The organism is Streptococcus sanguinis, from assembly GCF_050220005.1.
GTDB lineage: Bacteria > Bacillota > Bacilli > Lactobacillales > Streptococcaceae > Streptococcus > Streptococcus sanguinis_Z.
The window spans coordinates 1,357,716-1,380,516 of record NZ_CP071413.1 but is presented as its reverse complement, the minus strand read 5'-3'; the positions used below and the strand labels follow the sequence as shown (position 1 = coordinate 1,380,516).

General features: G+C 42.3%; 23 protein-coding genes and 1 pseudogene. 21 read left to right on the top strand and 3 right to left on the bottom strand.

The window, feature by feature from the left end:
- The first annotated feature begins 90 nt into the window (after nt 1–90).
- The 6 genes and pseudogenes from J1C86_RS06675 to J1C86_RS06650 all read left to right on the top strand — a co-directional run.
- Nucleotides 91–756, top strand: coding sequence for a hypothetical protein (locus J1C86_RS06675; protein ID WP_061591667.1), 666 nt, complete (start codon nt 91–93; stop codon nt 754–756).
- Nucleotides 757–795: 39 nt separating this feature from the next.
- Nucleotides 796–1,296 carry a hypothetical protein gene (locus J1C86_RS06670; RefSeq protein WP_023916366.1) on the top strand — a complete coding sequence of 167 codons (501 nt, stop codon included), beginning with the start codon at nt 796–798 and terminating at the stop codon, nt 1,294–1,296.
- Nucleotides 1,297–1,359: 63 nt separating this feature from the next.
- Nucleotides 1,360–1,914, top strand: a complete 555-nt coding sequence (locus tag J1C86_RS06665) for a hypothetical protein (RefSeq protein ID WP_061591668.1) — start codon at nt 1,360–1,362, stop codon at nt 1,912–1,914.
- 101 nt (nt 1,915–2,015) lie between these two features.
- A complete protein-coding gene (locus J1C86_RS06660) occupies nt 2,016–2,558 on the top strand; it encodes a hypothetical protein (protein WP_061591669.1) in 543 nt (180 codons plus the stop codon).
- Nucleotides 2,555–3,100, top strand: coding sequence for a hypothetical protein (locus tag J1C86_RS06655; protein ID WP_023916361.1), 546 nt, complete (start codon nt 2,555–2,557; stop codon nt 3,098–3,100). Before J1C86_RS06660 ends, J1C86_RS06655 begins: the two co-directional genes overlap by 4 nt.
- A 31-nt stretch (nt 3,101–3,131) precedes the next feature.
- Nucleotides 3,132–3,353 (top strand): annotated as a pseudogene (locus J1C86_RS06650) (DUF4176 domain-containing protein); the annotation flags it as partial.
- A gap of 176 nt (nt 3,354–3,529) precedes the next feature.
- Here the strand turns inward: J1C86_RS06650 and J1C86_RS06645 are convergent.
- On the bottom strand, nt 3,530–4,078 hold the full coding sequence (locus J1C86_RS06645) for an NADPH-dependent FMN reductase (protein ID WP_023916357.1): 549 nt from the start codon (nt 4,076–4,078) through the stop codon (nt 3,530–3,532).
- Between the two features lie 85 nt (nt 4,079–4,163).
- Entirely contained in the window at nt 4,164–4,610 is a 447-nt protein-coding gene (locus J1C86_RS06640) for a MarR family winged helix-turn-helix transcriptional regulator (protein ID WP_002906346.1), read from the bottom strand.
- 114 nt (nt 4,611–4,724) lie between these two features.
- Between J1C86_RS06640 and J1C86_RS06635 the strand changes: the two genes are divergently transcribed.
- The 11 genes from J1C86_RS06635 (at nt 4,725) to J1C86_RS06585 (ending at nt 15,558) form a co-directional block, all read left to right on the top strand.
- Nucleotides 4,725–5,213: a DUF5590 domain-containing protein gene (locus J1C86_RS06635; protein ID WP_002906347.1), complete on the top strand. Its 489-nt coding sequence runs from the start codon at nt 4,725–4,727 to the stop codon at nt 5,211–5,213.
- Entirely contained in the window at nt 5,210–6,391 is a 1,182-nt protein-coding gene (locus J1C86_RS06630; protein ID WP_125409594.1) for a pyridoxal phosphate-dependent aminotransferase, read from the top strand. Before J1C86_RS06635 ends, J1C86_RS06630 begins: the two co-directional genes overlap by 4 nt.
- A gap of 252 nt (nt 6,392–6,643) precedes the next feature.
- Nucleotides 6,644–7,117: a hypothetical protein gene (locus J1C86_RS06625; RefSeq protein ID WP_111675681.1), complete on the top strand. Its 474-nt coding sequence runs from the start codon at nt 6,644–6,646 to the stop codon at nt 7,115–7,117.
- Nucleotides 7,118–7,348: 231 nt separating this feature from the next.
- Entirely contained in the window at nt 7,349–7,768 is a 420-nt protein-coding gene (locus tag J1C86_RS06620; RefSeq protein WP_002897374.1) for a hypothetical protein, read from the top strand.
- A 14-nt stretch (nt 7,769–7,782) separates the two neighbouring features.
- Nucleotides 7,783–8,376, top strand: a complete 594-nt coding sequence (locus tag J1C86_RS06615) for a hypothetical protein (RefSeq protein ID WP_002897375.1) — start codon at nt 7,783–7,785, stop codon at nt 8,374–8,376.
- Nucleotides 8,377–8,385: 9 nt separating this feature from the next.
- Nucleotides 8,386–8,736: a hypothetical protein gene (locus tag J1C86_RS06610; protein ID WP_002897376.1), complete on the top strand. Its 351-nt coding sequence runs from the start codon at nt 8,386–8,388 to the stop codon at nt 8,734–8,736.
- Nucleotides 8,737–8,915: 179 nt separating this feature from the next.
- Nucleotides 8,916–9,281, top strand: coding sequence for a VOC family protein (locus J1C86_RS06605; RefSeq protein ID WP_002906354.1), 366 nt, complete (start codon nt 8,916–8,918; stop codon nt 9,279–9,281).
- Between the two features lie 21 nt (nt 9,282–9,302).
- Complete coding sequence (gene asnS, locus J1C86_RS06600; protein WP_009659378.1) at nt 9,303–10,649, top strand: asparagine--tRNA ligase; 1,347 nt, start codon at nt 9,303–9,305, stop codon at nt 10,647–10,649.
- A 156-nt stretch (nt 10,650–10,805) separates the two neighbouring features.
- On the top strand, nt 10,806–11,993 hold the full coding sequence (locus tag J1C86_RS06595) for an MFS transporter (RefSeq protein WP_111675682.1): 1,188 nt from the start codon (nt 10,806–10,808) through the stop codon (nt 11,991–11,993).
- A gap of 96 nt (nt 11,994–12,089) precedes the next feature.
- Nucleotides 12,090–13,832, top strand: a complete 1,743-nt coding sequence (locus tag J1C86_RS06590; protein ID WP_125409593.1) for an ABC transporter ATP-binding protein — start codon at nt 12,090–12,092, stop codon at nt 13,830–13,832.
- Complete coding sequence (locus J1C86_RS06585; protein WP_125409591.1) at nt 13,822–15,558, top strand: ABC transporter ATP-binding protein; 1,737 nt, start codon at nt 13,822–13,824, stop codon at nt 15,556–15,558. Before J1C86_RS06590 ends, J1C86_RS06585 begins: the two co-directional genes overlap by 11 nt.
- A gap of 75 nt (nt 15,559–15,633) precedes the next feature.
- On the opposite strand, the gene J1C86_RS06580 is transcribed toward J1C86_RS06585, so the two are convergent.
- The gene (locus J1C86_RS06580) at nt 15,634–17,160 is read right to left on the bottom strand and encodes an ATP-binding cassette domain-containing protein (protein ID WP_125409589.1); all 1,527 of its coding nucleotides are present in this window, start codon (nt 17,158–17,160) and stop codon (nt 15,634–15,636) included.
- Between the two features lie 617 nt (nt 17,161–17,777).
- On the opposite strand from J1C86_RS06580, the gene J1C86_RS06575 reads away from it, so the two are divergent.
- The 4 genes from J1C86_RS06575 (at nt 17,778) to J1C86_RS06560 (ending at nt 22,786) form a co-directional block, all read left to right on the top strand.
- A complete protein-coding gene (locus J1C86_RS06575) occupies nt 17,778–17,969 on the top strand; it encodes a hypothetical protein (protein ID WP_125409209.1) in 192 nt (63 codons plus the stop codon).
- A gap of 113 nt (nt 17,970–18,082) precedes the next feature.
- Nucleotides 18,083–19,864: a serine hydrolase domain-containing protein gene (locus tag J1C86_RS06570; protein WP_124766131.1), complete on the top strand. Its 1,782-nt coding sequence runs from the start codon at nt 18,083–18,085 to the stop codon at nt 19,862–19,864.
- Between the two features lie 225 nt (nt 19,865–20,089).
- Entirely contained in the window at nt 20,090–20,902 is an 813-nt protein-coding gene (locus J1C86_RS06565) for a CPBP family intramembrane glutamic endopeptidase (protein ID WP_048772736.1), read from the top strand.
- A 102-nt stretch (nt 20,903–21,004) separates the two neighbouring features.
- A complete protein-coding gene (locus J1C86_RS06560; protein ID WP_125407820.1) occupies nt 21,005–22,786 on the top strand; it encodes a serine hydrolase domain-containing protein in 1,782 nt (593 codons plus the stop codon).
- Nucleotides 22,787–22,801 lie beyond the last annotated feature (15 nt).

Here is a 22,801-nt window from a genome sequence, read left to right as displayed (position 1 = left end):
ACAACTGGATATCTTGAGGTGATTGGATGAAGAAAAAACGATTATTCGTTTCGTTTAATTTACAGAATTGGGGAGAAGTAAAATTTAGAGATGTTTGGAAAACAGAATAGGGAAAATGATACTAAGGTTAGCGTACTTCAGAATCATTTCAAAACAAAACCTGCCCAAACTTTTTTAATGATTATTGCGCTTGTTTGGTCTTTATATGAGATTGGTGCGACTAGTTTAGGTAGCAACTCGGCCTTGACCAAGGAATTCATGCATAGTCGGTATGTTATGGTTTGGCCAATGGTAGATAAGAAGGCAACTCTTTATCACTATGCGGAAGAATGGAATAGTGACGTCTTGGATGGCATTATGCATCTAGACTATGAAAATATTAGAATAACTAGTTTTCCTAAAAAATGGGAGAGTGAAGCTGAAATATACTATACTCTGTCTGAAGATAAGTATGCTGATAGAGTATATTTTTTCTTAGACGAGCCAATATCCAGAGCCTATACCACTAGTTTAGAGCAAAATTATTATTTGATTTCAAAGAATGCAGCTATTGTAGAGCAAAAAACGGGTAAGAATATTGAGGAATTAACTCAGGAGATAGGGCATGTAAGGGAGGACTTCTTGTCTGCTCTTGGTAAGATGAAAATTCTTCGTTTGGTCTATTTGATTCTTCGTATAATAGTACTGTTACTATGTATCAGGTGGTCGGGTCAGCAGAGAAAACGGAAAGAAAACGAAATCTTACAGAATGGATAGAGCTCCAAGATGGTATGACGACTATAAGGAGATTCACAAATGACCTTGAAAAAACAATGGAATTGGAATTTAGGTTGTAGTTTATTGCTTGTTGGAGTTCTGGCAGCTGCTTTTCTCTTTTATTTATGGGCACAAAATCTTGGTAAATATACTCTGCAGCCAGGAAAGTCGGTAAACTTCACAGTAAATCCTCGGATACAGGATGTGGAATATTATTCAGAGTTAATTCTAAAGAAAAATGATAAAAATAAACTAGAGTTAAATGGCAGAGAGTATTGGTCTGTAAGTGGTAGTGAGTTACATTATGATTTAAGTAATCAAAATGTGTTCAAATGGGTTAGAGATGAGTCAGGAGAGTTGACTGAATCTTATGTAGAAAATAGTGATTTAGCTGATATTTATATAGAAAAATCAAATTTAATTATTCAGTATCAAGGAGAAAAAGTTTTTGATGTAACTAACAACAAATCTTACTCCATCACCATCACCAATGTAGACAATAAACCGGCTATATTTGAAGCTCAAGTGGTGGATAGGTAAAGTTTAGGAAGGATTTGAGTCCTCTCAGCCCTAATTTTTTTATTAATATGATGGTATTGAAAAATGAAGAAAACGAAATCTATGATTATCATAGGCGGCTTTCAAGGTCGAAACATCTTTTATGATGCAAAAAGAAAAAAAGTATATTCTAATAAAGTAAATGAGAGAGTTTTTCCTAATCTCAGGTGGTTAGTAGTAGCGATTGGAATTTTGAGAAATGCCTTTCTCGTTCAAGTAAACAATATAAAAATTGAATCCCCTATTTTTAAAGTAATTGTTTTGAGTGCGTGTCTTATTCTTATATCTTTGGTTTGTCACTTTGGATTTAAAGATGAGTATTTAGGGCAAAACGTTGAGGCCTTTAATCCCAAATTATATGAACATGTTGGTTGGTTGAATTTTTTAGCAGGAGAGAGAAACCGATTATACATTCTTCTTATTACATTTGCAGTGAGTTCTTTCTTAACTGTTTTTCAAATGAGAGAATATTTGAACGCTCCTACCATGACAAACTTAATAGAAGTTATTGCCTTTTATTTTATATTTTATATGGTAATAGCAAAAAGCAATTTTATGAAAAGAATGACGGCAATAAAGCAATTGATAAAAAATAAATAAAGAGCTTTAGCTTATAATCTATGGATCAAGGTAATGTATGACCAATTACTTACTGAATGGAAGTGCTATGATTATGAACCGTCGCCACTTGGAAGAAATCAATGAATAAAAATGTATTTTGGTTGGGTAATTTCAAAGATAAGAATATTTTTTATGATAGAAAAACTAGAGAACTATACTCTATAGATAAGAAAGAAGAGAAAGCTCCTAATCTCACTTGGGCTATTCTTCCTGCTTCCTTTCTTTTACGAAACATTTATTCAGAAGCAACAGCACCTCAGGTTGCCAGTGTGCCTATCAGAATATTTATTTTGTGTTCGACTGTTCTCTGCGTTTTAGTTTTGATAATATTTGTTCTAAGAAATATTAGAAAAGGAACTATGAAAAATTTTAATCAGAAACTTTATTTTGACTGGCCTAATTTTCTTTATAACCAACAAACACAATGTAAAGGAATATTGTTTTTTGGGACTATACTATTTTTTACGTCAATTAAATTTATAATTGATTATTATTTTTCAGGAAGCTTTATTTCTTTTATAGCTATCATTGGTTTTCTCCCAGTATCTGGGCTCTTATTATTTGGAAATAGGCCATTAGAAAAATTGATTATCCTTAAAAGGTTGGAAAAGCAATTGAAATGAAGGAAAAAGAATATTTAACCTATCTCTTGACCTTTCAAGGTAGAAACTATTATTTAGATCTAAAAACTAATAAAATTTATGCAAATGTTCATAGTCCACAATTCCATCTCGATCTCACGAAATATGTTCCCGCAGTGAGCATTCTGCTGCTACATGGATTTACTTCTATTTCGAATAGCCGCTTGTCCTTCCTATGGAAAATAATCTTGTTAGTTTTGGGTTATGTTATTGTTGGGTATCTAGTAGAATTGCTTGCAAGGACAAGGAAAGAGCCGTCATTTAAAGAGTTTCATTTTGAAACACTACCTATAAAAGATGAGTTTTTATATATTTTTAGTCGAAATATATATGGGAAGTTTGGAATTGGCTTGATTTTTGCTGTTTTTGCCATCTATCAATCTGTTGAGTATTTAAGCAAAGGCAGCTATTTGTCTTATTTGCTAAGTGACATGGGTTTCTTTCTTGCTTATTTTTGTCTCATAAGATCCCATTTATTCAAACAGATTAAAGTTCTAAACAGATTAAAAAAGAAGAATACTTAGAATTCGAGAAGATTTTTAAAGGAGGTTTCTAATGACTGAGCTACTACCGATAGGGAGTGTTGTCCAACTTAAAAATGGACAAGTAAAAATTATGATTATTAACCGTTATCCTCTTTATGATAATAAGGGTGAAATTGGTTATTTAGACTATTCCGGTTGTGTATATCCTTTTGGTATGACGGATAATCAAGCTTGCTTTTTTAACCAAGAAGATATTGAAAAAATTTGGTTTGAGGGGTATATAGATGAATCATAAGAGAAAATGCTAGCAAAAATAGAAGATAAATTATCTCAAATTCCTTATCCTAAATATTCTTTAGCTGATTTATAATACCTGTTCCTGTCAGTAAAGTATTCTAAAACCCCTCGCAATTTTTGCGAGGGGTTAGTGTCTTATAAGTTTTCTTTTCTTTTTATAATCTTCTCTTTTTAGTTAAGGGCTGCTAAAAGAGCATCAGCCTGTGCTGAGAGTTCAGCAAATTTATCTTCTGCGACAGTCAGTTGACCAGTTCCCCATGCTTCTGGGTTGATACCAACACCTGTGAATGGTTCTACCACATTCATACGAATGAATGGCAGCAGGCTGCGGTAGTGCTTGAATACTTCGTCTGGTGATGTGCCGTTAGCTACAGATGAAACTGTAACAGCCTTAGCATTCAGAGCGGATGGGCCAGTTGGGTCTGACAGATCCAGAGCGCGTGAAGCCCAGTCCAAGAGGTTTTTCACTACTCCTGGAATAGCCCAGTTGTAGACAGGTGAGAAAATCCAGATGGCATCAGCGGCCAAAATTTCTTCACGAACCTTAGCAACAGCAGCTGGAGCAGGACTTTCGATGTCTTGATTGAAGAATGGTACATCTTTGTAATCAAGATATGAAACTTCTGCCTTGCCAGCCAAAGCTTTTTCAGCTTGCTCAGCCAATTGGTGGTTGAAAGAACCTTGACGAAGCGAGCCGACGATGAATAATACTTTAGACATTGCATTGTCTCCTTTTTTATAAAATAAAGAGATATTTCTCTTGTTACAATATATGTTACAACATTAATTACTAGTTAGCAATTATTTAGCTCAATTTTTTGAAATTTTTTAAAATGCGAATCAAATCTTGCTTATCGTCTTCTTCGAGAATGGACAGAGCTTGCTGGATATTTTTAATATGATCAGGCAGGGCGGCTTCAATTTTAGCTTTACCTTGTTCCGTCAAGCCAATCAAAAAAGCCCGGCGGTCATTTGGGTCGCAGGTGCGGACAATCCAGCCGTCGCGTTCCATATTTTTGATGACGACAGTCATGTTGCCAGAAGTAGCCAATATGCGGTCAATCAGGTCCTGAATACGCAGTTCTCCTTTGCTGTACAAGGTTTCTAAGACGGAAAACTGAGTAGGAGTCAAATCATGCTTTTTAAAAATCTGGGCTTCAATGGCACGGATGGTTCTTGCTGCCTTGTGAAAGACAATCATGGTTTTCAAATCAAGCAGAGTTTCTTTGCTTAAATCGTCTGTAATCTTCATAACAATATTTTACCAATAAATAGTATCATATGCAAGGATATTGCTTTAGAATTTTACGAATATTCTCATCAAAAAAAGATAGAAAAATAGGAGTATTTGTAGTATAATGACGGAGTGAAATATAAAAATAGAAATAAAGCCAGTTTTCCAATTTGGCAGTACCTTATCGGTATTTTTATCGTTCTCAGCGTTCTTGTCTTTTCATTTTTTGCTGTTTTGCAAGTGTCTATGCAGCCGAGGCAGTCAGCTAAGGAAGCAAGCAGACGCTTGGCCAAGGAATACGCAGATCTTGAAAAAGTGGATTCTTTTGCCATCTACAATGGGCAGGAATCCTACTACAGTCTGCTTGGTAAGACCAGTAAAGGTGTCGAAAAAGCTGTTTTGATTGCCAAAGATTCCAATGAGATTCGGGTCTATCGACTTGACCAAGGTGTCAGTCAGACAGAGGCGGAGAGCATTGCCAAGGAAAATGGAGCCGGAACTATTGATAAGGTGACCATGGGCTATTTTCAGGATCAGCCCATCTGGGAAGTCAAGTCGGGAGGCACCTACTACCTGATTGGTTTTGAAAGCGGACAGTTGGTCAGCAAGGAGGGACTATGAAATTATCAAATCGTGTCTTAAAGATGGAAGAAAGCGTGACTTTGGCAACAGCAGCGCGTGCTAAGACTTTGAAAGCGCAGGGGCGGGATATTCTGTCTCTGACTCTGGGAGAGCCGGATTTTCCGACGCCTAAGAACATCCGAGATGCGGCTGTAGCTGCCATTGAGGATGGGTGTGCTAGCTTTTATACGGTGACTAGCGGTCTACCAGAGCTAAAAGAAGCAGTGGTAGAGTATTTTGCCAACTATTATGGCTACACCATCCAGCCGAATCAAGTGACGGTGGCAACCGGAGCTAAGTTCTCCCTCTACACCTTCTTTATGAGTGTGCTCAACCCAGGTGATGAAGCTATCATTCCGACGCCTTATTGGGTAAGCTACGGCGACCAAATTAAGATGGCCGAGGGGATTCCTGTTTTTGTTCAAACCACTGAGGAAAATAATTTCAAGGTTACGGTGGAACAGTTGGAAGCTGCTCGGACTGATAAGACCAAGGTCTTGGTTTTGAACTCGCCGTCCAATCCGACTGGTATGATTTATACAGCGGATGAGCTAAGGGCGATTGGAAACTGGGCTGTGGAGCATGATATTCTGATTTTGGCAGATGACATCTATGGACGTCTGGTTTATAACGGTAATAAATTTACACCAATTTCCAGTCTGTCCGAGGAGATTCGCAAGCAGACGGTGGTCATCAATGGTGTCTCTAAGAGCTACTCCATGACAGGCTGGCGGATTGGCTATGCAGTTGGTGAGCCGGAGATTATTGCGGCCATGAGTAAGATTGCAGGTCAGACGACTTCTAACCCGACAGCAGCGGCTCAATATGCAGCAATCGAGGCCTTGACTGGCAGTCAGGAAACGGTTGAAACCATGCGCCAGGCCTTTGAAGAACGTCTTAATACCATCTATCCACTCTTGGCTCAGGTGCCAGGATTTGAAGTGGTCAAGCCGCAAGGGGCCTTCTATCTCTTTCCAAATGTCAAGAAAGCCATGGAAATGAAAGGCTACACAGATGTGACCGAGTTTACGACAGCAATTTTAGAAGAGGTTGGCGTGGCTCTGGTGACTGGAGCAGGATTCGGTGCTCCAGAAAATGTCCGTCTTAGCTATGCGACAGATTTGGACACGCTCAAAGAAGCCGTTCAGCGCTTGCAGCAATTTATGGAGAGTAAATAAAGCTCTCAATCTTACACTACTTTCGAAGATTTATAAACGATAAATAGGGATGAACTCAGCGTTCGTCCTTTTCAATTTATTTTTGACTGTACTGGTAATGAGTTAAATAAAATGGTAAAATAATATAGGATGCCATAAGATTGCTTTCAAATTTTCTGGTTGAATTGAGAAGATTTTGTTCAGAAAATAAAAGCTGGGAGCAGTTGGAATTTAGCTGTCTGGGCTTGCAAACGGGAGTGAAAGGAGAAGGATATGAAACGACATTTATTTTTCTTATTCATGGGAGTCAGTTTGGTTTTATTGGCTGCTTGTTCTGTTGTTGATTCAGAGCAGGGATGGACCACAATTTCTGAATCCAATGGCTATAGTCTGCAAGCCAAAGGTCATCGCTATCGTATCCAATATTATGAGAATGACTCTGCCCGAATAGACTGGTATTTGAACAATTACCAGCCAGAATTGAATTTAAATATGAGAATCTTAGAACGCCCAACTGCTCCAGGTTCTTACACTAAGGAGGAGATATCCGGACAAGGATCTGCACGCTTTTTGATGGTTTGTAGAACTTGGGGTTCTGCAGAGAACAGTCAAAAGTTTTTAATTAAACGTGCCTATTATAAGGTTGATATTAAACTTAATAAAAAGATGGAGGTAGATACTGAGAAGAGCAGTATGACCTACTGGAAGACGGAAGAAGAGGAAAAGGATGATCCGCCTATTGATTAAATAGCGGCTATAATGGTAGATTAAGTTAGTAGGAGTAACTTTCTGATAGAAATCACCACACGACTTATAAATTTGAGGAGTATTTAGTTGAAGATGATGGTGTTTCGGTGTATAATAAAAGAAGTCCATTTGGTCTAGCCCTGCATTCTATTCACATGCAGTGTCTTCCTCATGGTCTTTTTACTTAAGTAATAATAGGGATGAAGATTATTTTGTACAAAAGGAGATAAAATGGGATTTATCAGAAAGGAAATAGAGGAAAGAGAGAAGAAGATTCTCGAGGATTTTTCGATTGCAGAAAAAGAATTGGCTTTGCCATTTTTACTAGAGGATGAGAAGAGAGGAATTTTTCTCTGCGTCAAGCAATTTCGTATCGGGGAAGGGAAATATCAAGTCTTAGCCATGATTCTCGGAGGGCACTTGCTTGAATTTCGCCTAGAAGAAGAACGGGCCGATAGATATCCAGTTCGCAATAAGGAAGATCAAAGTGTAAAAGGTCTATCAACAGAAACAATCTCCCAGCTTGTGATTCCCAAGGTTTTAAAGGGACGAGAGGACAAGATCGTAACAGTGATTCAACATGCCCTGTCGCAGATTAACCCTTATTATGATACGAAGATAAGGGAAGTAAACCACGTGGAGTACAGATAAAGAGGAGATAGGATATGGGATTATTAGAAAAGTGTCTGGATTTTTTACCGACTAGGCGGGCTGTCAGTGACATAGAAGAAGATATGACTTGGGAGGAAGAATTTACCCCTAAAAGAGTTCCCCATAAAGCAGTCAGTAGTAGACCTCAGAAGGAGACTGAGGGAACAGCGACTCTTCCCCAGGAAGGAAGTTGGAAGTTCGTGCACGAGATGATTTCTGAAGAAGGGATTGAGATTTTAAAGGAAGCTGGTATTGATGACGAGCTAGTTTTTGAGACGGGCGATTGGGTTGCAGATCATGATTTGGGGATTTATCTGGTCCTTTATCGCTTTGGTGGCAGAACCAACTGGAAGAAGACTTATAAGCTAATCTTGCAAGGACAGGTGATTGAATTTAAGACCAAGACCATTTTTCATCAGCAGGATTTTTCTTATGAAGATGGGGAATTCACTAAGGGAGTGATTGTCAAAAATGTCTCTAATATGCTCCTGCCCTCGGCTTTCGAAGGTCAACAGCAGCGCGTGCTCCATATCATTCAAGCGGCTCTCTCAGCAGCTAGCCCAAGCTATGATACGGTTATTTACAGGGCGAACTTTGATTTGGTTTAGGAGGGGAAGATGATATATATTACAAAAGAAGATGTTTTGACTTGGCTGGACAAACATGAGCCAGTAGCCAATCGTCAGAAAGACATTGCGACCTTTCATAAGGAACTGTCGTTTCGCCTGCAAAGAATGGACTTTCGACCGTCTACCAGTTCTAAAGATCCTCAGAGAAATGTTTGTGAAGATCCTGACCAAGAGCTCACTGTAGCCTTTACTCAGGATGGGGAGGGGAATTATGCGACGATTGACCAGAGTCCAGGAGGTCAGATTCTCAGTGATCAGCGCTTTAAGATGGCTTTGAAAAAAGTCTTGAACTATGATGATGACATGGTTGATCGACTGCTATATGGAACGAAAAATTAGTCCTCTTATTCAGAGAGAGTTATCCGCCAGCCTTTAGGAGGCTGGTTTTTTAATTTTTCTGAGATTTAGCCTCTTCAAGGATAGCTATTGCAATCGCTTTATGGTAAAATATAGAACAGATGTCCAAAAGATTTGTCTTGAAATAAAGTGACATTTAGCAACCAATCTAGGAGGCAGATATGATTGATCATTTTGAGATAAAGGTCAGGAATCTACAAATTTCAAAAGACTTTTATACAAGTTTTCTTTCTCCTCTAGGCTACAAATTGGCTTTTAGAAGTAGTTCTCTACTCAGTTTTGTTGCTCCCAACAGCCCACATCCTGGTGGAGATTTTTGGTTGGGGGAGGGAGAGCAGTCTCCGATTCACTTTGCTTTTTTGGCAGAAAACCATGAGCAGGTTCAAGCTTGTTATGAGGCTGGTTTAAAGGCAGGGGGAAAAGACAACGGTGCGCCAAATTATCGGGGGAACCTTTCATCATATTATGCAGCCTTTGTCTTGGATCCAGATGGTAATAATGTCGAGGCAGTCTGTCATAAAGAATAAAAAATAGAAAAGAGAAAAAACGTGTCAAAGAAAATCGTAACAATTATTGATGTGAAAAATTATGTTGGTCAAGAAGTGACCATTGGTGCTTGGGTTGCCAATAAGTCAGGTAAGGGTAAGATTGCTTTCTTGCAGTTGCGCGATGGCTCTGCCTTTTTCCAAGGGGTGGCCTTCAAGCCTAACTTCATCGAGAAATTTGGCGAAGAAGAAGGATTGGCGAAGTTTGATACGATTAAAAAGCTTAGCCAAGAAACTTCTGTCTATGTGACAGGGGTTGTCAAGGAAGACGAGCGCTCAAAATTTGGTTATGAGTTGGACATCACCGATATCGAAATCATCGGCGAGTCAAATGACTATCCAATCACGCCCAAAGAACATGGCACTGACTTCCTCATGGATAACCGTCATTTGTGGCTGCGTTCTCGTAAGCAAGTGGCAATGATGCAAATCCGCAATGCCATCATCTACGCTACCTATGAATTCTTTGACAAGAATGGCTTTATGAAGTTTGACAGCCCAATCTTGTCAGGAAATGCAGCAGAAGACTCAACTGAGCTCTTTGAAACAGACTACTTCGGAACTCCAGCATACTTGAGTCAGTCAGGTCAGCTTTATCTGGAAGCAGGTGCTATGGCTCTTGGTCGCGTCTTTGACTTTGGTCCTGTATTCCGTGCCGAAAAATCAAAAACCCGTCGTCATTTGACTGAGTTCTGGATGATGGATGCAGAGTACTCATACTTGACGCATGATGAGTCACTCGACTTGCAAGAAGCTTATGTTAAAGCCTTGATCCAAGGTGTTCTTGACCGTGCTCCTCAAGCTTTGGAAACCTTGGAACGTGATGTAGAACTTTTGAAACGCTATATTGCAGAGCCTTTCAAGCGTGTTAGCTATGATGAAGCGATTGACCTCTTGCAAGCGCATGAAAATGATGAAGATGCTGACTATGAGCATCTGGAACATGGAGATGACTTTGGTTCACCGCATGAAACATGGATTTCAAACCACTTTGGTGTACCAACCTTTGTCGTGAACTACCCAGCAGCTATCAAGGCTTTCTACATGAAGCCAGTTCCTGGAAATCCAGATCGTGTCCTCTGTGCAGACTTGCTTGCTCCAGAAGGCTACGGTGAAATCATCGGTGGTTCTATGCGTGAAGAAGATTACGATGCCCTCGTTGCTAAGATGAATGATCTTGGTATGGATACGACAGAATATGAATTCTACCTGGATCTTCGTAAGTATGGAACAGTTCCGCACGGTGGATTCGGTATCGGTATCGAGCGTATGGTAACCTTTGTAGCAGGGACTAAGCATATCCGTGAAGCCATTCCATTCCCACGTATGCTGCACCGTATTAAACCATAAAATGATTCAAACGCCCATGTGGCGTTTTTTCAGCAATGAACTATGAAATAATCCAAATATAGAATTTTAGAGAAAGAAGAGGTAGAGGTCATGTGAACAGCGGATTAACAAGTGATAAAGGATAAAAATGAAGAAACACTTGTTAAAGGAGAAAATATGTTTAAAAGAAGTTATCGGAAAAATATCGGTCTTATGGCCGGTGTAGAATTTTTTGCCTTTCTAGGCATTACTAGTTTTTGGATTTTATTTCTAAGTCAAAATGGCATGTCCCTTTGGCAGATTGGGCTTTTGGAAAGTATTTTTCATGCGACCAGTGTCATCTGTGAAATTCCTTCTGGGATGTTGGCGGATCGCTTTTCCTACAAGACCAATCTGTATCTGAGCCGGATAGCCGGGATTGTGTCTTCTGTTCTCATGTTGGCCGGGCAGGGGAACTTTTGGGTTTATGCACTGGCTATGGTGATTAGTGCTTGGTCCTATAACTTTGATTCGGGGACAAGTGCGGCCATGGTTTATGATTCTTCTGTAGAGGCTGGACTCAAGGAACGTTACCTGTCCATCTCCAGCTTTATGTCTGGAGTGGCTGAAGCGACCCGGTCTTTGGGAACAGTCTGGGCTGGATTTTTTGTCCATGGACAATTGCATCTGACCTACTATATCATGATTGGCACCTCTGTCATCGTTCTGTTCTTGACCTGGATGCTAAAAGAACCTAGTGTCAAAGCAGAGAAAGCGGAACGTCTGACTATGAAAAAGATTATCTGGGCTGTCAAAGAGGAGTTGCAGAGAAATCCTAGCCTTTTTATCTGGATGATTCTGTCCCAAATCATCGGAACGCTGATGTGTATGTTTTATTTTTATTATCAAAATCAATTGCCGGACTTAAAAGATTGGCAGATTTCAGTAGTTATGCTAATTGGCAGTGCTTTGAATATCTTAGCGGTCTATCTGGCGAGTGTGATTGGAAAGAGATATTCTGCCCTAAAACTTTTCCCTTCAGTGGTACTTTTAACTGGAGCAAGCTACCTGCTGTCCTATTTTGGCACGCCAATCATCTATATTGTGATTTATCTAATCAGCAACGCCTTGTATGCACTCTTTCAGCCGATTTTTGACAACGATTTGCAAAAGCAGCTGCCAAGTGAAGTACGGGCGACCATGCTCAGTGTTTATTCTATGATGTTCAGCTTGAGCATGATTGTCATTTTCCCTGTGACAGGCTGGTTGATTGATTACTTTGGCTTTGACTGGACTTTTATAGCTTTAGGCGGCTTCTTATTTGCTGTAACGCCATTTTTGTATATGAGTCTAAAGAAAATAAGCCAGAACTTACAAGAAGTCTAATATCAATGTTCTCTTTCTGCTGGTCAGAAGGAGAATATTTTTTACCCTTTGAAAATTATGGTAAAATAAATACAGTTTAATGGAGAAGTAGGCGGTATGAAAGATTTATTGAAATATTTCAAGGGCTATATCAGAGAGTCTTTGCTGGGGCCCTTGTTCAAGCTCTTGGAGGCCAGTTTTGAACTCTTGGTTCCGGTTTTGATTGCGGGGATTGTGGACGAGACAATTCCTAGACACGACAGCTCCCATCTCTACTGGATGGTTTTTCTTTTGATGGGCTTGGCTGCGCTGGGCGTGGTGGTAGCAGTGGTAGCCCAGTATTATTCGTCAAAGGCGGCAGTGGGCTTTACTCGCCAGATGACAAGCGACCTCTATCAAAAAATCCTGCGCTTGCCCAAGGCTAGTCGGGATGAGTTGACAACTTCTAGCTTGGTGACTCGGCTGACGAGCGACACCTATCAGATTCAGACGGGCATCAATCAATTTCTTCGTCTCTTTCTGCGGGCGCCCATCATCGTTTTTGGATCTATTATTATGGCCTTTACTATCAGTCCGGTCATTACCTTGTGGTTCTTGCTCATGGTAGCAATTTTAACGGCTATTATCGTTTTCATGTCTCGTCTTATGAATCCTCTCTACGCTAAGATTCGCCAACTGACAGATCAGCTGGTCAATTTGACTCGTGAGCAGCTGCAGGGTATGCGGGTTATAAGAGCTTTCGGTCAGACCCAGCGTGAGGTTCAGACCTTTCGCAATCGCAACGAGCTCTATAAAACTTGGCAAATCAGGACGGGAGCTCTGGCTAGTCTGATTAGTCCTCTGACCTTTCTTACGGTCAATGGTACTCTGATTGCTGTCATTTGGCAGGGGAATACCTTTATCGGCAAGGGCTTGCTGACCCAGGGGATGCTAGTGGCTTTGGTCAATTATTTATTGCAGATTTTGGTGGAATTGCTCAAGCTGGCTATGCTGGTCAACTCGCTCAATCAAAGCTATATCAGTGCAGGTCGTATCAGTCAGGTCTTCGAGCAAGCAGAAGAAGATGTCCTGCAGGAATTAGTGCAGGAAACAGCTCTGCCAAATCAAGCTATTAAAGTCCAGCAGGTCAGCTTTTCCTATCCAAATGCAGCTAGTCCAGCCTTGACTGGTCTGACTTTTGATTTGAAAAGAGGTCAGACTTTGGGAGTTATTGGCGGGACAGGTTCAGGTAAGTCTACTCTGGTTCAGCTGCTGGCTCATCTTTATCCTGTGGCTGCTGGTCAGTTGACCATCTTTTCCCAAGGACGCAGTCCTAAAAATCTCAGAGAATGGCGGTCTTGGATTAGTCTGGTGCCTCAGAAGGCGGAGCTTTTCCAAGGAACCGTCCGATCCAATCTGACTTTAGGATTGTCAGCTAAGCCAACAGACGCAGACTTGTGGCAGGCTTTAGAGATTGCTCAGGCGGCGGACTTTGTCTCTCAGAAGGAAGGTGGCTTGGATGCGACTGTAGAGGCCTTTGGTCGGAATTTTTCTGGCGGTCAGCGTCAGCGTTTAACCATTGCCAGAGCTGTCTTGCGGAGGGCACCTTTCTTGGTTTTAGATGATGCGACATCTGCTCTGGACTATCTGACAGAGGCTAGACTCTTGCAGGCTATTAAGAATGAATTGACTGAGACCAGTCTGGTCTTGATCTCTCAGCGGACCAATAGCTTGCGCTCAGCGGATCAAATCTTAGTCCTAGATAAGGGAGAACAAGTGGCTCTTGGTCGCCATGAGGAACTCTTAGTCAGCTCTGCCATTTACCGAGAAATCCATCACTCACAGCATAGTCAAAGAGAGGAGGGCAAGCATGAAGCATAAGACATCACCTAGCAGCTTGAAGCGCTTGACTCGCGATTTGTTGCAGGCGCGCTGGCTTTTTCTCCTAGCTAGTCTGGGAACGGTGGCTCAAGTGGCTCTGACTGTTCTTCTCCCAGTTTTAATCGGGAATGCGGTCGATAGCGTTCTTCTGCCTCAAGCGGACCAGCATTTGGTGCCGATTTTGGGCCAGATGTTGTTGGTCATCTTAGCCAATACGCTGATTCAGTGGCTCAATCCCTTGCTCTATAATCAGCTGGTCTATCGCTATAGCCAGCAGCTCCGACAAGGTGTCATCAAGAAAATTCATTATCTGCCTTTGGCTTATCTGGATCGACAGGGAACCGGAGACTTGGTTAGTCGGGTGACGACGGACTTGGAGCAGCTCAGCAATGGCCTACTTATGATTTTTAATCAGTTTTTTGTGGGTTTGCTGACCATCTTAGTCACTATCATTAGCATGGCCCGGCTGGACTTTTTCCTCTTGCTTTTGGTTCTGCTTTTGACGCCCCTTTCTCTCTTCTTAGCTCGCTTTATAGCCAAAAAGAGTTTTAGCTTTTTCCAACGTCAGACGCAGGCGAGAGGAGCCCAGACCCAGCTAATTGAGGAAAGTCTGACCCAGGAAAGTCTGATACAGGCCTTTAATGCTCAGGAGCAGTTTGATACAGCTTTTACTCGAAGTAATCAAACTTATGCAGACTATTCTCAGGCGGCTATTTTCTATTCTTCGACAGTCAATCCTTCGACTCGTTTTATCAATGCCCTGATTTATGCTTTGATTGTGGGCTTTGGGGCTGTACGAATCATTCAGGGAACAGGCTTTACGGTTGGGCAGCTGGTGACTTTCCTCAACTACGTCAACCAGTACACCAAGCCTTTCAACGATATATCGTCAGTCATGTCGGAATTGCAGAGCGCTTTAGCTTGTGCGGAGCGAATTTACAGCGTTTTGGACCAAGAAGAAATAGCAGAGTCTGGTCAGGAAATCCTCCAGTCGGAAGATGTCAGAGGACAGATTAGCTTTGAGCATGTGGCTTTTGGCTATGAGCCTGGAAAAGAGCTGATTCAGGATTTGAATATAAGGATTCCAGCAGCTAGCAAGGTCGCAATTGTCGGGCCAACTGGTGCTGGCAAGTCTACCTTGATCAATCTCCTCATGCGCTTTTACAATGTAGACAGTGGTCTTATTTCTTTAGATGGTATTCCCATCACGCATTACTCCAGAGCCTCTTATCGTCAGCAGTTTGGTATGGTACTGCAAGAGACTTGGCTCAAGACGGCGACCATTCATGACAACATAGCTTTTGGCCGGCCAGACGCCAGCCGAGAAGAGGTCATTGCAGCTGCCAAGGCGGCCAATGCGCATTTCTTTATCCAGCAGCTGCCTCAGGGGTACGACACCTATCTAGCGGATGCTGGGGACTCCCTTTCTCAAGGTCAGCGGCAGCTCTTGACCATTGCGCGTGTCTTCCTTGCTGTTCCTAAAATCCTAATCTTGGATGAGGCGACTTCCTCCATCGATACCCGGACAGAAGTCTTGATTCAGGAGGCTTTCAGCAAGCTCATGGTGGGACGGACTAGCTTTATCATCGCCCACCGCCTGTCCACTATTCAAAATGCTGACATCATCCTCGTCATGGTAGATGGTGATATCGTCGAACACGGCAATCATCAGGAACTCATGGCAGCCAGAGGTGTGTATTACCAAATGCAGACGGCGCAGGAGTAGAAGGGGAGCTTTATTAAAGTTCACAGATTGATGCTAAACAGAATTAAAAGAGTTGGAATTTCCAACTCTTTTTGCTTATAATTCAACTTCTTCAAACCCTGTCTCCGTCAGTTTATAAATCTTTTGGCAGACTTCTTTGAGAAAGATTCGGTCGTGGGAGACAGCTATGATGGCGCCAGGATAGGTCGCCAAAAGCTGGCGAACCTGAGGCTGAGAGGTGGGAGAGAAGTTGCGGGTTGGCTCGTCCAGAAGGAGGACATTGGGGCGGTCTAAGACTAGTTTGAGCAGGAGGAGCTTGGCTTTTTGGCCACCGGAAAGCTGTCCAATCGGGTGCCTGGCCTCGTCGCGCGTGAACTGGAGACTGGCTAGATGAGTCAGGATTTTCTCCTCCTGGGACTTGTCGCCAGAGGGAGCCAGAAAGTCCAAGGGACTGCTCTCATCAGCCAGCAAGTCACCATAATGCTGGGGCATGTAGCCTACTCGCATGTCTGTCCGCTCACGCAGGATCTTCCATATTTCCTTCAGCAGAGTAGACTTGCCTGCGCCATTAGCACCAATCAGCCCGATTTTTTCCTGGCCACAGACCTCCAGAGTCAGGTTCTCCGCCAGTTGTTGTTCGTCAGTTTCCAGTTTCATTCCTTCTAATTTCAGGATTCTTTTGGTCAATGGCAGAGCTTCTATGTCTGAGAAGTGAAGGCTGATGGCATCTTCCTGTGTCGGAATTTCTGTCATTTCAGCACCTGCCTTTTCAAATCGTTTGCCCTGCGAGAGGACGTTTTTCATTTTCTTAGCCACCAGTCGACCTGCAGTAGCATCATGGGTGTTTCGTAAAGTATGCTCCACACTCTGCTTAACCTGTCGGTGTTTTTCCATGGTCTTGGCGTGTTCTTCTCGCTCTTTCCGTGCTAGTTGTCCCTGTTTTTCAAAGGCCTCCTGACGCTGATGGCGGTAATTTTCATAGTCCAGACTCTTGGCGCTGGTTCTGGCCTCCTGCTTCTTTTTGATTCGCTCCAGATGAACAATCTTGGTCGCAGCTTGAGCGAGAAAGTGCTCGTCGTGAGAGACGAAAAGGACCGTTCTCTGGCTGTGGCTGATAAAGTTTTCCAGCCAAGTCAGAGTCTCAAGGTCAAGGTCATTAGAGGGCTCGTCAAGAAAGAGAATATCCCAATCACTGGCTAGTTTCTTGATGAGCTGGACCTTGAGCTTTTCTCCTCCAGATAGGCTAGAGAGCTGCTGCTGACTGGCAAAACGCTGGCTGTCAAAGTTGAGCTCTCCAGCATAGCGGTAGAGCTTGGCATAGTCCAGATCGGTCTCAAAATCTGCAAAGAAATAGTCATTGAGCGTCAGTAGGGCATCCTCTGAAGGCAGCTGCTGGGGCAGGTAGACAGCAGCAGTATAGGACTTATCAATCTGTCCGCTGTAGCTGACATAGGAGCTGACCAGTCGCTCGTCTAGCAAGAGCTTGAGCAGGGTGGATTTGCCATTGCCCTCCTCACCGATAATAGCGACCTTGTCTCCTTGATTGACAGTCAGTGACAAATCTTTGACTAACTCTTTCAGGTCTTTTAGATGGGTAATGGTTAGATTTCTTATTTGAAGCATAGATGTCTCCTTCGTTTTATAACACAAAATACAGCCCTGCTTTATTTAGCAGAGCTGTTTTTAGTTGCACAAAGCAGACACAGGAGTGTCTAAGTAGGATTATTCGTTCATAGGCTTCCAGCTTACACTGTCATAGGAGTGACAGGATTGACCTAAAGATAAGCAAAAAGAAGCTAGAAAGCACAAAAAACGAACATCCCGCGGATATGCAGAAACATGACAAAATCTACTAAATAAAGTTTCCTTTAAAAAATAGACTTAATTTTTCATGTCTCCGTGTACCTCCGAAATAGTTCTGCTTTAAGTCTAACAGAAGAAAGTAAATTCGTCAAGCGCTTTCAAAAAAATAAAAATTTTTAAAAGATTTTTGGAGCAAATTTTTATAAACCCTCTAAGGATATTGATTTCAAGGCTTTTAAGCTGATTTTGATATATAATTTTTTAATTATATAAAAATTTGACATATACCAGAAAATTATATATAATCGTCTTGTATATAAAAATTATATATATAAAATGATTATACAAATAGGCCTAAAATTTGTAAAGGATAAGAAGAGCTGGAATGGGATAGATTCCAGTCGTCATTTTAAATTGTATCTAAGGAGTAAGAAACCGTGCCAAAAACGTTATTTCTCTGGCTTTTGACAGTCCTAAGCTTAGGGCTAGTAAAAACGCCTCAAGCTAAGACGATGGAGCAATCCTTGAAGTCTAATACGGTGGTCATTCAGATTAGCCAAAAAATTCAGGACCATGTCAAGAAAGATGATGCGACAAGAGTGGCTGTAGAAGCAGTGACTTTTGATTAGATGATGCAAATCATTACTTAAGAAAGGAGAAAGATATGCTAAGAATTTTTATCCGAATGGTATACAGAAGTATCGCCTATGCGATTGTTGAAGCTAAATAGAAAGGAAATATCATGAAAAAATCATTTATTCTAACACTTTTAACGATTATAACTCTAGGACTCTTCCGGCCGGTTACAGCCTTGGCTGAGGATCAGAAGTTGCCGTCTGGTACAGAGCGCAGCCAAATCGGTCAGAAAATCCAAGACTTTGTCAAGGAACATGAAAAGACAACAGCCGGTATGGCAACAACCATTTTTGACAAGGACGGGACTATTTACCAAGGCAGTTTTGGATATATGAACAAGGAAAAAGGCATTAAAGCCGACGACAACAGCGTCTTTGAATGGGGCTCAGTCGGAAAACTAGCTATCTGGGTCTCTGTCATGCAGCTCTGGGAAGAGGGTAAGATTGACCTTGACGAAGACATTCGCACCTATCTGCCAGAGGGATTTATGAAGACTTTGCGCTACGACAAGCCCGTTACTATGACAGACCTCATGAACCATCAGGCCGGCTTTGGCGAGTCTACCCATGCCTACAAGGAAGATAAGGGCTTGTCTATTGAGGAGATTCTGGCAGTTAATCAGCCAGAACAGTCCTACGAGCCCGGCACCATGACAGCCTACTCAAACTTTTCTGCTAGTCTGGCAGCCTACATCGTCGAGCGAATATCTGGTCAGGACTTCTCAGCCTATGTCCATGAACATATCTTCCAACCACTAGGAATGAAAGACACTGCTCTATCAGCCGACTTTAAAGAAAATCCAAAGATTTACCAGAAGCGGATGGAGCAAATCTCTTATCGGGCGGACGGGACATCTATGGGAACTAGCTATTTTCATTTAGGACTTTACCCGGCAGGGAATGCCGTCTCTACTCTGGCTGACTTCCAGAAGTTTGCCCAAGCGCTTTTGAAGAAAGAAAAGCTTTTCAAGCACGCTGAGACTTGGACAACCCTTTACACGGCAACCTCGAATTATCCAGGAACGGATATGCCGCTCAATATGCACGGATTTTGGACACGGGAGTACGGCACGACGCTTGTTGGCCATGGAGGAAACTCAACTGGCTACTCATCTTATATTCTGCTGGACTTGAAAAATGGTATAGGTATGACTATTATGACGAATCAAGATCATGAGTTGGTTTATAACTATGAAATGCCAGCCTTGGTTTTTGGACCTAAGAAAAAGACGGACTCAGCCACCTTTGACAAATTCCAGTCTGGAAATTACCGATCTGCTCGCTACTTTGCCAGTGGTCCTATGTCTATCTCCAGAACCTTGCTTTACACTCAGTTTGTTGAGAAATCCAAGGACAATCCGCTTTTGAGTCAGAATTTTTCAGTAGTCAGCGGTAGTGGAGACGAGACTAAGGTAACAGCTTCCTATGGCGATAACTTCAGAGTCAAGGATAGCGAGATTCTGAAAGACTGGTCCTTGCTTATTTCAGCGGCAGTCGGAATTGTTTTCAGTATCATTCTCTTTTTGGCACGGGGCGGACTGGATCTCTTCCGCTTGGTCTTCAAAAAAGGTCAATCTAAAACACCAAAACCTCTTCGTATCTGGACTTACCTAACTTCTTTAGCTGGAGTAGGTGTGGCTATAAACTTCCTCCTCCTCTTTAACACATTTGCTACCAGTGATCTGACCTTTTTAGCTAGCTGGCGCTACATTGTTTTTGCCGGTCTGGGATTGATTCTGGCTGGCTGTGCAGTCTTCCCACTTCTGACCAAGGCAAGAAAAGGGCTGAGTAAGAGCCGACTCTACCTGACTGTCTTGACTAGTCTGTCAGCTCTAGCTATCGTTGTCAATATCCTCTACTGGTCGCTCTATCAGTGGTGGGCATTGTGATTATTTTCCCGCTTTCTTTTTGGGAATGGACTAGCTCATGAGGTAAATCGTTTGATTAATTCTTTTTACAATTTTAAGGTTAGTGATTTTTCAACAGGAGCTGAAGTACAATAGCTGTCTTTTATACAGAGCGCGGCTAAATGAGGCAAAAAAATCAAGGACTTTATCAGACTACAAAAAGCAAGCAGATAAAACCAAACCATTTCATTTAAAGGAGAAAATCAGATGACCAATGAAACAAGAAGCAAACCACAACCAAAACTAGTCTGGCCTTTCCTAGCCTGGAACTTCGGATGGACTTGGGGATTTATGTTGCTAGCTATCATTCTCAAAAATCTCTGGCCGGAAAATCCACCTGTACTCTATCTGGCTCTGGAAGGCCTCCTAACGAGTCTCAGTATGTTCGGACCGGTGATAGCAAGCCTAATAGTGCTGAAAATAAAAGGCTTCAAAGCCATTTGTTCCTTTATCTTCTCAAGCAAGAAAGGGACTTGGCTCTATCTCCTACTCTTCTGTGGAAGTCTGGCTGTGACTTTTGCATTAGCTTCCGGAGGCAAGCTAGTAGATGGAGCTCTGCTTTCATTTATTGGATCCTTTATCTACCTTATGACCTTGGCTGGTGGCATGGAAGAGCCTGGTTGGCGAGGGTTTCTGCAGCCGGCTTTGGAAAAGAAGTTCTCTATGCTTATCGCCTCCTCGATAACTGGACTAGCTTGGGCTTGCTGGCATATTCCTCTCTGGTTTTATGACCGCTTTTATGATCGAAGTCAGAATCCCTTTCTAGTCTATACCATTGTAACTATAGTCCAGTCCATCTGGTTTGCTGCGCTGCATAAGAAGACGAAGTCTGTCCTTGCCTGTATGATTTTCCATGCCCTGCTAGATATTCTGATAGCAACGTTTGTCGGCATCAACCTAGCTGATAAGTTTGATTTCTCTCAGGTTAACTCCCTCATTTACCTTGGCGGCATGGGCATTATGACCCTTTACAGTATTTATCTCTGGTATCGGGCGGATAAAGAAGAGAAAAACGCATGACTAAAAAATAAGAATAAGCTGATTCTAAAATTAAAAGGAGACTGTACAAATTATCTGACCTTAGCTCATGTGAATCTTTGAGTCGAACAGAAAGGAAATGCTATGAAAAAATCATTTATTCTGACACTTTTAACGATTATAACTCTAGGAATCTTCCGGCCGACAGCTGCTTTAGCTGACTCGCAGAAGCTGCCGTCTGGCACGGACCGTAGCCAAATCGGTCAGAAAATCCAAGACTTTGTCAAGGAACATGAAAAGACAACGGCCGGTATGGCAACAGCAGTCTTTGATAAAAACGGAACCATCTACAAGGGAAATTTTGGCTATGTGGATAAGGAAAACAAAGTCAAAGTTGACGATGATAGTGTTTTTGAATGGGCTTCAATCACTAAACTGACGGTTTGGGTATCGGTCATGCAGCTCTGGGAAGAGGGCAAAATCGACCTAGAAGCAGACATCAAAACTTATCTGCCAGAAGGCTTTCTCCGCAATCTTCGCTATGATAAGCCTATCACCATGCTGGATCTGATGAACCATCAGGCTGGCTTTGATGAAATGCCACTCTATAAAAAGGGAGACAAGAGCGACTTGGAAGAGCAGTTCCGTGATTACCAGCCTATTCAGTCCTTTGAGCCGGGTACGACGACATCATACTCTAACTTCAGCACGGCTTTGGCATCTTATATCGTGGAGCGGATATCTGGGCAGAAGTATGCAGACTATGTCCATGAGCATGTTTTTGAGCCGCTGGACATGGATCGGACTGCTATCTTGCCGGACTTATCGGACAACGCTTATGTACAGGAAAAGCGCAAGGAGGATAAGGGCTATGATGACCAGGTTAAGCTCTTGGGTGGTACACCATTTAAGCTCTGGATGTACCCAGTCGGAGGGGCTGTGGGGACTCTAGGAGACCTGCAGAAATTCGCCCAGGCCTTGCTGGAACGTAAGACGCTTTTTCATCATCCAGAAACTTGGACCGAGCTTTACTCAACAACCTCTACTCACCCTGGTACGGATATTGTTCGTAATGCTCATGGCTTTTGGGCCAGTCACTACGGTGTTACCTTGCTGGGACACAGTGGTAATGCTGATGGCTTTTCTAGCTATCTCTACTTAGATCTGAAAAATGGCATCGGCCAAGTCATCTTAACCAACCAACTATATGAACAAGTTTACAATGTTCAAATGCCGGAGCTGATATTTGGCAAGATGCAGACTGTCAGCGAAGCTACTAAAAAGCAATTCAAGCCTGGCTCTTACCACTATCTGAGAAGCTATAATAGGGGGCCACTGTCCTTCATGCTCATGATCCCTAGGGCCATCCAAAAGATCAATAAAGTATCAGATCAGCCAGATCTGCTGAGCACTTTCTGGACCATTGACCGAAGCCAAGGTGCTGACCGCCTCGAATTCGGTGTTCTTAATGCGGAAAGGATTTCCGATTCAGTTCTCTTTAGGCATTATCTAGTCGTGTTTCTCGGAGGTTTGGCGCTCGTGTTTGCTCTGGGAAATGTCTTGATTAGTTTTCTGATTGGCGGTTTCCGTCTCATCCTGCGTAAAGCAAAAAGTTCGGTTCCTCGCTCTTGGAAGGTCTGGAATTGCCTGACCTCTCTAGGAATGCTGCTGTTTACTGGCAATCTCATTCTGCTTTTACTAGCTGCCATGAACCAGGACTACTCAATTGTTCAATCTTGGCGTTATATGGTCTTTGCCGGTCTGGGACTGTTCTTAGCAGGATGTGCGGTTTATCCGCTCTTTAGCAAGACTCGAAAGGGTCTCGGAAAAGGTCTTCTCTTCCTGACAGTTCTGACTAGCCTATCTGCCCTAGCTATAGTAGCCAACATCCTTTATTGGTCTCTTTACCAGTGGTGGGTGATGTGATAAGTTGCCTGTCTT

Coding starts and splice junctions, on each gene's coding strand:
- J1C86_RS06655 (WP_023916361.1), top strand. CDS start 2,555: ATGAAGGAAAAAGAATATTTAACCTATCTCTTGACCTTTCAAGGTAGA.
- J1C86_RS06615 (WP_002897375.1), top strand. CDS start 7,783: ATGGGATTATTAGAAAAGTGTCTGGATTTTTTACCGACTAGGCGGGCT.
- J1C86_RS06670 (WP_023916366.1), top strand. CDS start 796: ATGACCTTGAAAAAACAATGGAATTGGAATTTAGGTTGTAGTTTATTG.
- J1C86_RS06645 (WP_023916357.1), bottom strand. CDS start 4,078: ATGTCTAAAGTATTATTCATCGTCGGCTCGCTTCGTCAAGGTTCTTTC.
- J1C86_RS06560 (WP_125407820.1), top strand. CDS start 21,005: ATGAAAAAATCATTTATTCTGACACTTTTAACGATTATAACTCTAGGA.
- J1C86_RS06625 (WP_111675681.1), top strand. CDS start 6,644: ATGAAACGACATTTATTTTTCTTATTCATGGGAGTCAGTTTGGTTTTA.
- J1C86_RS06610 (WP_002897376.1), top strand. CDS start 8,386: ATGATATATATTACAAAAGAAGATGTTTTGACTTGGCTGGACAAACAT.
- J1C86_RS06595 (WP_111675682.1), top strand. CDS start 10,806: ATGTTTAAAAGAAGTTATCGGAAAAATATCGGTCTTATGGCCGGTGTA.
- J1C86_RS06585 (WP_125409591.1), top strand. CDS start 13,822: ATGAAGCATAAGACATCACCTAGCAGCTTGAAGCGCTTGACTCGCGAT.
- J1C86_RS06605 (WP_002906354.1), top strand. CDS start 8,916: ATGATTGATCATTTTGAGATAAAGGTCAGGAATCTACAAATTTCAAAA.
- J1C86_RS06630 (WP_125409594.1), top strand. CDS start 5,210: ATGAAATTATCAAATCGTGTCTTAAAGATGGAAGAAAGCGTGACTTTG.
- J1C86_RS06665 (WP_061591668.1), top strand. CDS start 1,360: ATGAAGAAAACGAAATCTATGATTATCATAGGCGGCTTTCAAGGTCGA.
- J1C86_RS06565 (WP_048772736.1), top strand. CDS start 20,090: ATGACCAATGAAACAAGAAGCAAACCACAACCAAAACTAGTCTGGCCT.
- J1C86_RS06620 (WP_002897374.1), top strand. CDS start 7,349: ATGGGATTTATCAGAAAGGAAATAGAGGAAAGAGAGAAGAAGATTCTC.
- J1C86_RS06570 (WP_124766131.1), top strand. CDS start 18,083: ATGAAAAAATCATTTATTCTAACACTTTTAACGATTATAACTCTAGGA.
- J1C86_RS06590 (WP_125409593.1), top strand. CDS start 12,090: ATGAAAGATTTATTGAAATATTTCAAGGGCTATATCAGAGAGTCTTTG.
- J1C86_RS06660 (WP_061591669.1), top strand. CDS start 2,016: ATGAATAAAAATGTATTTTGGTTGGGTAATTTCAAAGATAAGAATATT.
- J1C86_RS06675 (WP_061591667.1), top strand. CDS start 91: ATGTTTGGAAAACAGAATAGGGAAAATGATACTAAGGTTAGCGTACTT.
- J1C86_RS06580 (WP_125409589.1), bottom strand. CDS start 17,160: ATGCTTCAAATAAGAAATCTAACCATTACCCATCTAAAAGACCTGAAA.
- J1C86_RS06640 (WP_002906346.1), bottom strand. CDS start 4,610: ATGAAGATTACAGACGATTTAAGCAAAGAAACTCTGCTTGATTTGAAA.